This is a genomic window from Proteus sp. G4415, from assembly GCF_963896075.1.
Lineage (GTDB): Bacteria > Pseudomonadota > Gammaproteobacteria > Enterobacterales > Enterobacteriaceae > Proteus > Proteus mirabilis.
Genome location: NZ_CAWQOK010000126.1, coordinates 1 through 11496, shown reverse-complemented (window position 1 = coordinate 11496; position 11496 = coordinate 1). Strand labels below are relative to the sequence as shown.

Sequence of the window (11496 nt, the reverse complement as noted above, 5' to 3'; positions counted from 1 at the left end):
TATAAAAATATAATATCATTTTATGTGATTTGATCAAGTGAAATTAAGTTTGTTATTTTATTGATTACATTAGTCATTAATGTTGAGGCTGAATAATGTTAATTCTTGATGAATGGGCGGAGCGCCACATTGAAAAGGCGTTGAAAAATGGTGAACTCTCTTCTTTGCCAGGAGAAGGTAAACCCTTGGTATTAGATGATAACAGTCATGTTCCTGAGTCTTTGCGGGCTAGTTATCATTTGCTTAAGAATGCCGGCTTTTTGCCCCCAGAAATGCAAGATAGAAAAGATGCATTATCTTTAGCTGAAATATTAAGTTCACTTTCAGAAACTGGCATCAAAGATGAACAGTTACAAAAAAAACTCACTTTACTCGAATTAAAATTACAACAGGCAGGAATGGACACACAGTTTCTACATACGGACTATGCAACCCAATTAACAGAAAAGTTAGCAACACATAAAGATAAACACAGATAAGCCTATACATCCTTGTATAAGCTTATCTAAAGAATAATATTATCCCGCATGCGGTGAATAATAAATTGGCGATCCAGGCCCTACAGGTAAGTGGAAAACAAACACCCAAAGGTAGAATAACAGTGACCAACCAATTAAGAAGATAATAGAATATGGCAACATCATCGAGATCATAGTTCCAATACCCGTATCTTTCTTATATTTTGTGGCAACCGCTAAGATTAAACCAAAGTAACTCATCATTGGCGTAATAATATTCGTCACCGAATCACCTATACGATAAGCTGCTTGAATAGTTTCTGGTGCATAACCTGCCAGCATTAACATCGGAACAAAAATAGGCGCCGTTACTGCCCATTGTGCAGAAGCTGAACCAATCATTAAATTGATAAAGGCGCAAATTAAAATAAAGCCCAAAAATAGCAACCCACTTGGCATATCAATACTATTAAGTAAAGCCGCACCTTTAACAGCGATCACTTGCCCTATATTTGTCCAGCCAAAAAAAGCCACAAATTGAGCAGCAAAGAAAATAATTACTAAATAAAGACCTAATGTGCTCATAGAGTTTGCCATGGCATCGACAATATCTTTATCTGAACGCATAGTCTTAGCTATCCAACCATAAACAATACCGGGGATAGCAAAAAATAAGAAAATGAATACAACAATGGATTTTAAGAATGGTGAGTTACCAATTAAACCTGTTTCTTGGTTTCTTAATATGCCATTTTCAGGTACGACAGTGAATGCCAGAATGATGGCCATCACAATAAATGTTCCTGTTGCTGCCCATAGTGCTTTTTTCTCAAGAGGGGTAACTTGCGCAGCATTTTTTAGATCAGTTTCTTCATCATCTAATTCATTACCATTATAAGGCCCTAACTGAGGCTCAACGATTTTTTCTGTGATGATGTAGCCTAAAAATGTAATTAAAAAGGTGCTGACAAACATAAAGTACCAGTTTGCTTCCGCACCAACAATATAGCTTGGGTCAATAATGCGTGCTGCTTGTTGTGTAATACCTGATAATAATGGATCGATAGTCCCTAACAGTAAGTTAGCTGAATATCCGCCAGATACTCCCGCAAACGCAGCAGCAATCCCCGCTAATGGATGACGACCTAGCGAATGGAAAATAATTGCCGATAGCGGGATCAAGACAACATATCCTAATTCAGCTGCAGTATTTGACATAATACCTGCAAATACAATGGCTAATGTGGTCATTTTGCGTGGAGCTTTCATAACCACTAAACGCATAACGGCTGATAATAATCCCGCTCGTTCAGCTATTCCGACACCGAGTAAAGCCACCAGTACGGTTCCTAAAGGAGCAAACCCTGTAAAATTGGTAACAATATTAGCAAGAATACGTCGTATACCATCAGCATCAAGTAAACTGATAATATGAATATAACCATCTTCAGCGCGCCCTTTAGCGCCTTCTGGTCGTGGATCTTGTACTGTAACGCCGAAGTATTCACCAACCGCTGAAGATACAAGTAAAATAGCAATTAAAATAATAAATAAAATAACGGGATGGGGGAGTGCATTTCCAAGCCATTCCACTGTGCGTAGAAAACGACTTCCTCCCTGTTTTTTTGTTTGCATGATTTATCCTTTTTATAAAAAAACAGAAAATGCACAGTACACAACCAAATTTGTTTTTACTATCCGTAAATACCTATCATATAAATGATATTATCTAAAATTAACACTCAAACAATGAAAAAAAATATAATTTAATTAATATTAAACAATAAGTTAAAAAACATACCATCAATTATAGATAACAAACATTAAAATCAATTTATAATATCTAAAATTAAAAAATGCGCGCAAGTTAACACTTTTTAACATTTTAAAGTCTATTTATTAACCTTTACAGAACTAAAAACTCCTTAAAAAGTACATAAAAAGCTTCGAATACTCTAATAAACCTGATAATAACGGCTGAAATTACTATTTATAGTCACATCATTACAAGAATTAACTAAGAGATGTTAAAAAAGAAGTCTATTTGTGACTAAGCGGTATGATAATAAAATAGGAGAAAAGCCTAATAATAGCGTAGTAAATAATAGAAAAATAATAAATGGGTGTATTAGAAGAGATAAAATAAGTCAACTTTCAACATAAAAAAACGGCAAGGTTGCCCTTGCCCTACCAATAAGGTAATCAATCAAAGAAATGTAATATCTAGCAAAACATCAATATGTCATACCGACTTAATATCAATAATGAAAAGCATCAGGTGTTGCTTGAGCAATAACATAATTGCGCTTATCTATTCCTTTATTATTTAATGAAGGCTTTTTTACGTAACAATCCTCAAAAAACCAATAAATGGGTGTATTCAAATAGAGAGCTAACAGCACTAAATGTCTGAGATCTATTTTGTTCATACCTCGTTCATAGCGAGAAAATTGTTGCTGGCTGACACCAATTTTTTTAGCCAGTTGCATACCGGTATAACCCAGCTCTTTACGTTTTTTTTGGATCTTTTTACCTACAGAAGCATTTACATCTATATTCGCAAAATCAAAATTCATCATCATAATATTCACCCACTATCATGATTAAGGCATGGTTAAAATAATTGAACCGGAACCGGAGAAACGACCAGGAGCTACCCGTCCATTCGTGCGTAGCGTTGAACTCACAGAGACTGGCGCTGAACCGCCTGCGGGAACATTTACCGTAACGCCTTTTTCACCAGGATAATTGTTTAGATATAAATCAGCATATAAACTCTTATCTGCACGCAGAGGTACCCGTCCACTATCAGAGCCAGATGCGATAACCAACACTTTCATTGCTAAATTACAGGTTACATTGATTGTTTCAGAGCGCTTAGCACCACTTAAACTAGCTTCATCAATATCACCATAGTTAAGGTTCACCGCACCTTCAGATATTTTACAAGCACCCACTGGTGGTGGTGCGATACCGCATAGTGAACCTGGTAAGAGTTTTCCTCGTGGTGATATACCACTTGAATTCGGTTGATAGAATAATCCCACACACTCTTGGTTAGAGTTTAATGAAGGCCCTCTGTGGGTGGTTTGCCCTTCAATAGGGAATGATCTATTTTTAAGTACTACATCACGAACTTCAGCTAAAGTACGTAGTTTTTCAATTCGAGCAATCTGAAATGCAGGATTTCCCCCAGTACCATTTACTGTATGTTTATGGTTCACTGTGACATAACACACAGGCCAACCATAACAAGGATTTAATATTCCTGAGGTTTCTGGATCCCAACGCTCAATAACATAAGTGTAAGTGGCGTTAGAAGGTGTCCCTGTTGATTCTGTTATATAAGAAAAAATAGAGGCCATCGCAGGTGCTGAGAAAAGCCCCGCTATTAAGATAAATATCGCCGGAAATCGTTTAAATATAAACATGTAAAACCTCAATCTTCATTATCAGTCATAATTCAAATAGAAGGTGGCTATTGCACTAAAAGGACCACGTTTAATCGACTTATTCGCAATCGCATCCGGCTCACCTTGAATAAAGGCATAAAAATTCAAAATAGTGTCACCCGCAGTTAATGACATCTTGTCTGTTTCTTTATTTATAGGTAGAGCATTACCATTTTCAGACTCTAATCCCACCGCAATACCAGAAGCTTGGCTGCCCGGACTTATTGCCAAAAATCCTTCTCCTGCCATTGCTTGGTTTTCCTCTCCTTTAAAGGTTATTTTGACGCTTTTACCGATTGAGAGATCACATTCTGACAGACGTAATTGAAATAACTTGCTTGGCGTTCTTTTATAGGCATAAAGGTTTTTATCAGGAATATTGCCAAAATCGAGTACCACGGTTTCATCACCCGGTTTTATGGTACAAGGCTCATCAACTAATATGCCGTGAAAATAGAGGTTGTCCGGTATTGCAAAAGCCGCTGAAGTTAACCCTATTGATACAGATAGACCCAATATGAACCGGATCGATAATGTTTTTATTTTCATCAAAACGCTCCTATTGGTATTCTGCTAATAAGGTGGCTGAGACTTCAAATGCCCCTTCAGGCAAGGTACTTCCCGGTCTTTTTACTGGAACAGCTTGAATAACCGGAGGCGAATCTGGTGAAATCGCAATACGCTCATTTAGCTTAAAAGGCTTACCATCTTGAGTTAAATGAATACCTAAATCTGGAATATTGGTTTGCAATGCCGCCTCATCAAACTGGGTTTTAGGTCCGATAATTGATAATCCCAAATCCCAGCCTTTTAAATTAGCGTCGCATACCAAGGTATAATTCACCGATTCGGTATAGTTAATACCATCAACTTTATTAATACCGACGTTCTTACCAAAAAAAACCTCAATTCGTTCGTCATTGCTGATAACACAAGGAGGTGGCACTAATAATGTTCCGAATAATTTTAAATTAGGCGAGTCGGCCGCCATTACTGCTGTAGAATTTAGTAATATAATCAGACAAATAGATTGCAATTTATTCATCGTGTTGCCCCTTTACTGATAATCTACATGAAGTGTGGCATTGGCAACAAAATCTCCACCAACTAGTGTTTCTCTATTATCACGCACAGGGATCGCTTCTAGTTTAGGCAAATTGGGATAGGTAAATTTAACCGCTGAGCCTAATCCTAATAATTTACCTTGATAAAGAATGCGTACCCCTAATCCCGTAATATTAGTTTGTAGGGCATTACTATCGAACCCTGTTGCATTACCTGTTATATAGACTTTCATAGCGTTAGTCGGTCTTTTTTGGCAAGTCGCGGTATATTCGATAGGTTGCTTATAATTGCTATCATTAATACGCGTACTCATTACTTCGCCAAAATTCACCTCGATCATCTTGCCGTCATTGATTAAGCAAGGAGGTGGAGCGATGACGTTTCCAGTAATATTGATATAAACAATCCCGGGGGTCGCTCTTATTACTGCTCCTGCAGGTAAGTTAGCAACAGCAGTAGAACTCAGGCCTCCAGTAAATGTTGCCAGAATAAAAACCAACACTGCCTTGCTTGGGCTAAACCACTGTTCCATAACCATAAATCAGACCTATTTAGTTTCCAGCTGCCGTTTCTGTTACTTTGCATTGATTGCCACTACAGGTGAATTTCATCTGAGGGCGACCGCCATAATCATTGATGTAGCTCAATACCGGTGAAGCACCAAACATGGAAGCACTCAGATTTATCGTGCCGCTACTTTTAGGTGCGATCATTAATGGTTCAAAGCCATCCAAGCTTTTTCCTTTCAAACTGGTTAATCCATCGACTAATGTCACATAGTAAGGCGTTGGATTATTCACTTCGAAGCGATCACCTTTTTTAGTTAAAGTGATCTGCTCTTGCCAAGGATTGGTTAAATCCGTTTGCGAGGCATAGATTGATGCAGGACGATAAAATAATTTGATCCGCGTTTGTAATGCAATTTGCAGTACATTAGGCTTATTACTACGTGGTGGAATTTCACGTAGGTTAAAATAGAAAACACTTTCTCTATCTTGTGGTAATTTGGCTATATCAGGTAATGATTGCACCTTAATCTGACTTTTATCACCCGGTTCAATACGTTGGATCGGGGGTAAAACAATCAGTGGGCTTTCAATACGTTCGCCGTTTTCATTTTCCATCCAGCCTTGAGCAAGATAAGGTAAGTCCTTATTTTGATTGCTGACATTTAAACTAATCGATTTTTCGGCACCATTAAAAATGACACGAGTTCGATCTAGCGCAATGGCAGCAACAGCTTGATGAGTAAATGCCATTCCCATTAACAAAGTGGTTGCAACAATGCATGAGCGTTTTAATAACATCATCTTTAATTACTCTTTGTCTGAAGTTGTTTTTATCTTTATTTCCTGTTCCTTAACCTTAACGAGATAGAAACTTCGTTTTAGGTAAGGAGACTTCTCTTTGATTGAAAGTAGAGGTTGCTGTGCCATCATCACTACAGGTCAATAACAGTGATGAAATTTGCACATTCTCCACCAATGTTGGAATAAGTACTTTGCACTGCTCTTTACCACTCCAACGAACACTCAATACATCCCCGGTATTAATACCGGTTAGATAAACATTTCCACCATCATTAATGATGCCTAACTCACGCCCTTTTTCTGTTGTGACACTGGCGCCAAATGGTGGGAAGGTTCCATCTTTTAACCGAATAACCGCCATGGCTTTTTGCCCTTCGATAACATCAAATCGACGGTAACCAATCGCCCCTTCGGTTAGGGTTAATTGCTGAATTGAGCGTAATGCTTCGACATTTTCAGGTAATCGATTAAGATCGATACTCGCGCTACTACGGTAGTAATCATTAATATCTGGCAATACCGCTTTACCAAACATATTGGTATGGGAAATCGCACCAAAATTCTTCACGGGAATATTAGCGATACCGTCTGTATCAATAAGTAAGCGAGTACTACCTGTACGACTAACGCGGTGTAATGCTCCACCTTTCGGCGTAAGTGTGGCACCACCTTGTAGCGATAAAGTGGCAGAGGTATATTCACCATTGATATGACTTGCACTGGCGGTGACTAAGGCCGCATCAGCATAATGCATAAAATAAGCATCGGCTGAAGGTTTACCATTGCTACTTACCCCAGCGCCAACACGATAACTGCTATTGTCATCAATTCGATCGTAATAGCTGACATTATGAGAGTTACCGCTCTTATTAATGACAGTGTTGTAACTGATGGTCGCACGATCACCCCAAGGCATACTGACATTCATATAAACGCCATTATCATTGGTGCCATTAAATTTATTACGGAAAGCAGAGAGACTAAAATTGATATTTTTAAAACGACCAATATCCGCGCTTTTCGCTAACGATAAGTTGTAATTATCATTAGTTGGCTTATTCCAATATGTTTGGTGACTATAGTTTAAGTAAGTACTCAATCCCCAGTCAGGAAATTGCTTACTAAACATAATGGTATAAAGTTCTTTGTTATTATCAGCATTACCATCGCGATAGCGACGCTCTAAATACTGATCCATGGTCATAAAGTCGCGTTCTGAGAAGCGATAACCAGCAAAGGTGACTTGGCTATTAATAGCTTCAAAACGTTTTGAATAACTTAATCGATAAGAGCCACCGTTATAACGCTTATCATCACGAGGAATTTTTGCCCAAGAGTGAGTAGCATCAAAAGAGAGAGCACCAAAAGCCATTAAGTCACGGCCGATACCCGCAGACAAGGCGTTATAATCACCCGCAACAATTGATCCCCCATAAAGTGACCAACCGTTACTCACCCCCCATGAAAATTCCCCCATACCAAAAACGGGGCCTTCGGTATTATGGTCAATATTAGAAGGTTTACCTGCCGAGAATTTATATTGCACTCGTCCTGGTCGAGTTAAATAAGGAATACTTGCCGTATCCATTTGAAACTCTTGTACAGAGCCATCTTGCTCTTCGACACGTACATCTAATTTGCCACTAACCGCATCATTAATATCTTGAATACGAAATGGTCCTGGAGCAACTTGCGTTTCGTAGATCACTCGACCCTGTTGGCTAATTGTCACTTTGGCATTGGTTTTTGCTACACCTGTGACTTCTGGCGCATATCCACGTAAATTAGGTGGCAACATATTGTCGTCAGTTGCGAGATGAACCCCGGTAAAACGGAAACTATCAAAAATATCGGAGCGCGAGTAAGTCTCTCCCATGACAAAGCGCGCTTCCCATTGAGGGATAGCTCTATAGAGATAGTATTGATTCCATTTCCAGCTGTTTTCTGTACTTTGAGGGATCCCTGTCGTATGTTGGTAGCTCGCTTGCCAATCAGCGCGAAAACGCCAAGCACCTAAGTTCGCCCCTAAAGTACCTAACCCCGTCACTTGCTGACGTTGTTTTCCTTTAGCAGGATCAGTCACATTGGCATTGACGTTATAATCAAAAAGTATCCCTGAAATACCGTCATCCCAACGAGAAGGCGGATCCCAGTTTGGTGCTGAATACTCCAAATAAGCTTGAGGTATCGTTAATAATAAATTACCACTACCTAAACTGGCATTTATTGTCATTCCGGGAATAGATGATGTATCAAGGCAAGTTTGATTATCGTTAAAACGAATTTTATCAAGCCACTCTGGTTTTAGTCCTAATTGACGAACTAATTCAGGAGGTAAGCAAGGTTCACTTCCTTTGGGATCATCTGCAGGTACAACATAATTAATGTTGTAGATATCGGGAAGTTCATTATTATTTATACGAACAACAAATTCGTAGCGCCCTGGCATAATATAGCCAGCTCGAGAGAAATCAGATAAATCGATATTTTGTTTATCTTTAAGATCTAAAATATCAGCATTAAACTCAATATCGCTATTCGCTAAAGCTGAATTTGAAAGACTGGATGCCCCAGTAACAATTAAATAGATCAATATAGCAACAGGCCGAATAGCATGCTTTTTTCTCTTTTCTCGCTTCTCTAAACAAACGGTTTTGAATGATCTAACCATAAATTATCCAACCCTGATCCATTTAATAGTATTCCAGCTTAAAGCGCAGCGTCGTACGGTAATTCCCCGCTTTTGGCGTATCGTTGTTTTTGACTATTCGAGCTTGGTACAGCAATGCCATTGACTGCGAATCAATGCCAACGGGCGGTAGGGGTTGTCCTGGAATAGCTTGTCGACCATAACGATCCGCTATCGCTAATGAAGCACCTTTGGCCTCACCGGATAACTCAAAGTTGCCATTTCCATTAGAAGGACCATCGAACGTTGCGATAAAACGTGGATTATCCGCTTCTTGCCCTTTCTGGCTAATTAGCGTACAGTCCGTTAATCTGATAGAAAAATATTCAATCGGTCCTTGACCTTCAGTGACTAACGTTGGGATAGATACCGTCGTTAGCGGGATCACTTGATCACTACTTCCCGCTGATATTGCACATGACGGCTCTAATATGGTTCCTTGTAGATTGAGCCACCCAAATCGCTGATGCATGTTTTTATCTTGTTTTACATCACTGGCTATCGTTGACGCAGTCACTAAACTGGCAACAAGGCATAGCAATAGTGGTGCCATCTTGCGATTCATATTTTTCTCCGTTAGTAAGAAAAATCATTAAAAGTAAAGACAGGAATTAAAGCTCTGTACTTCCTTGTACAGAACTTATTTTTTCTTACTGATAAGTCAGTGCGAAAGTTGCGATTGCAGTAAAGTCACCTGGAACAGCAGCTTCAGATGCAGAACCTTGTAAATAAGCAGCAAAGTTCAGATCATTGTTACCATCACGCAGGTTTTGAGCAGCACTTGGGGTGCCTAATTTGATTTGTTTACCACCCGCATCGGTGATAACAACAGCTGCATTTTTAGCGATACCTTCAATGCCTAAAGAACCTTCTAAAACTTCAGTTGCTTCAGAGCCAGTGAAAGTTGTTTGAACAGTTTTGTAAGTCTCTGTAGTACAATTTTCTAAAGAGATTTTAAAGTCACGAGAATTACTACGGCCACCATCTTTTAATGCAGCAGTAGAAATTTGACCTAGTGGAACTGTTTGATTTTCAGTATCAGGAGTAATTGAGCAAGGAGCATCAATGATTGAACCAACAAATTTAACAGTACCATGACCTTGATCTGCAGCTAAAGCAGAACCCGCAACAACAGATAAACCTAAACCAAGAACTAAAGCTAATTTATTTAATTTCATCTTTTTGTTTCCTGAAATATAAAGGATGAAGACATCTAAAATAATTAATTCATTTAGGATTGGATTATTCCTAATTGAATGGCTCATTTATTGAGCTCGGGAATTTTGGTATATTTAAGTCCACTTCAAACGCCGCGAAATATCGTTAGAAACGAAACAAAATACACCAAATTGTTTAGTTAAAGATTTTCATCTCGCAAGCGTGACTATTTAGATTTTTTCATCTTAAAATTTAGGAAAAAGATTATATAATTCTAAGTGCAAATACTATAGTTTGTTAAAAAAGTAAAAAAATTTATTTCAGTGTTTTGCACAAAGTAATAAATTATTTTGATTTTTTAAAAAATTGTTTAATATCAATATGTTAAATAATTAAGAATATATACCTAATAATATATTTGACTTAAGTTAGAAGCCGGAGAATAATAGTAAACAATTTGGTGTATTTTGATTGTTTCTCTAAATAGGTGTAAATATCACCTGCCATTCTCCTTTCTCTTACCTATCAATGGTTTTCGTTTTCTAAAAATTGGCAAACTTTCAATAAACTTGTTTAAAATTAACGAGTAAAAAAGAAAGTATAAAAAAAACACAACCCTTTATTGATGCATATTACTTGCTATAGTGATGCTGCAACTGACTTTTGTTGTTTATTATCTAATTGAAAAGGTTACGAAAATGAAGCAACGTAAATTTCTTACACGTTTTGAAGTGAATGCTATTTTAAAGCAAGCTAAGGAAGGTAGGTATCCCGAAAGAGATTACTGTATGTTTTTAATGTGTTTTTTACATGGTTTTCGTGTTAGCGAACTATGTAATTTAACATTAAGCGATATTGATCTAGAAAGTAGAATACTCTATGTCAGGCGTTTAAAAGGTGGGCTTTCAACAACACAACCTATTATTGATGAGGAATATGAAGCCTTATGCAACTGGTTGAAAAGTAGAGAAAACTGGAGAGAATCAGATTCTGAATGGGTATTTTTATCACAAAAAACGGGACCAATTTCCCGTCAACAAGTTTATGGGTTATTACGCCGTTTAGGTAAAAAAGCCAATGTTTCTATTAGTCCACACCCTCATATGTTACGCCACGCCTGTGGCTACGCACTGGCGGATTTAGGCAGAGATACACGTTTAATTCAAGACTATTTAGGCCATCGCAATATTTCCCATACGGTTATTTATACAGCAAGTAACTCAAAACGATTTATCAATATGTGGGAAACGCGAAACTCACAATAGTTCTTTATTAATAGATTACTTAAAAAGTTAATATCAATAATTGAGTACGTTTTATTTTACAATAAGAATATAGATATTTTTTTCTTTTTAATTCAAATT

General features: G+C 37.8%; 12 protein-coding genes. 2 read left to right on the top strand and 10 right to left on the bottom strand.

The window, feature by feature from the left end:
• The first annotated feature begins 95 nt into the window (after window positions 1-95).
• Window positions 96-479 (top strand): DnaJ family domain-containing protein, encoded by a 384-nt coding sequence (locus AACU95_RS13675; RefSeq protein ID WP_161737091.1) that lies wholly within the window; start codon window positions 96-98, stop codon window positions 477-479.
• A 39-nt stretch (window positions 480-518) separates the two neighbouring features.
• Here the strand turns inward: AACU95_RS13675 and AACU95_RS13670 are convergent, their stop codons facing one another.
• The 10 genes from AACU95_RS13670 to mrpA all read right to left on the bottom strand — a co-directional run bounded on the left by AACU95_RS13670 (window position 519) and on the right by mrpA (window position 10152).
• Entirely contained in the window at window positions 519-2093 is a 1575-nt protein-coding gene (locus tag AACU95_RS13670; RefSeq protein ID WP_004244916.1) for an AbgT family transporter, read from the bottom strand.
• A gap of 623 nt (window positions 2094-2716) precedes the next feature.
• Window positions 2717-3040 carry a transcriptional regulator MrpJ gene (gene mrpJ / locus AACU95_RS13665; protein WP_004244917.1) on the bottom strand — a complete coding sequence of 108 codons (324 nt, stop codon included), beginning with the start codon at window positions 3038-3040 and terminating at the stop codon, window positions 2717-2719.
• Window positions 3041-3061: 21 nt separating this feature from the next.
• Window positions 3062-3889, bottom strand: a complete 828-nt coding sequence (mrpH, locus tag AACU95_RS13660; protein WP_004244918.1) for an MR/P fimbria adhesin subunit MrpH — start codon at window positions 3887-3889, stop codon at window positions 3062-3064.
• Between the two features lie 21 nt (window positions 3890-3910).
• On the bottom strand, window positions 3911-4459 hold the full coding sequence (locus AACU95_RS13655) for a fimbrial protein (protein ID WP_004244920.1): 549 nt from the start codon (window positions 4457-4459) through the stop codon (window positions 3911-3913).
• Between the two features lie 10 nt (window positions 4460-4469).
• Window positions 4470-4955, bottom strand: a complete 486-nt coding sequence (locus AACU95_RS13650) for a fimbrial protein (protein ID WP_004244922.1) — start codon at window positions 4953-4955, stop codon at window positions 4470-4472.
• 12 nt (window positions 4956-4967) lie between these two features.
• Window positions 4968-5513: a fimbrial protein gene (locus tag AACU95_RS13645; RefSeq protein ID WP_004244923.1), complete on the bottom strand. Its 546-nt coding sequence runs from the start codon at window positions 5511-5513 to the stop codon at window positions 4968-4970.
• Between the two features lie 13 nt (window positions 5514-5526).
• Window positions 5527-6285, bottom strand: coding sequence for an MR/P fimbria assembly chaperone MrpD (mrpD, locus tag AACU95_RS13640; protein ID WP_004244924.1), 759 nt, complete (start codon window positions 6283-6285; stop codon window positions 5527-5529).
• Between the two features lie 55 nt (window positions 6286-6340).
• Window positions 6341-8956 carry an MR/P fimbria usher protein MrpC gene (mrpC, locus tag AACU95_RS13635; RefSeq protein ID WP_004247328.1) on the bottom strand — a complete coding sequence of 872 codons (2616 nt, stop codon included), beginning with the start codon at window positions 8954-8956 and terminating at the stop codon, window positions 6341-6343.
• Window positions 8957-8978: 22 nt separating this feature from the next.
• Window positions 8979-9527, bottom strand: a complete 549-nt coding sequence (gene mrpB / locus AACU95_RS13630; protein WP_139149873.1) for an MR/P fimbria assembly terminator MrpB — start codon at window positions 9525-9527, stop codon at window positions 8979-8981.
• Between the two features lie 97 nt (window positions 9528-9624).
• The gene (mrpA, locus tag AACU95_RS13625; protein WP_004247325.1) at window positions 9625-10152 is read right to left on the bottom strand and encodes an MR/P fimbria major subunit MrpA; all 528 of its coding nucleotides are present in this window, start codon (window positions 10150-10152) and stop codon (window positions 9625-9627) included.
• A gap of 678 nt (window positions 10153-10830) precedes the next feature.
• Between mrpA and mrpI the strand changes: the two genes are divergently transcribed.
• Window positions 10831-11397, top strand: a complete 567-nt coding sequence (mrpI, locus tag AACU95_RS13620) for a phase variation DNA invertase MrpI (RefSeq protein WP_004247323.1) — start codon at window positions 10831-10833, stop codon at window positions 11395-11397.
• Window positions 11398-11496: the final 99 nt, after the last annotated feature.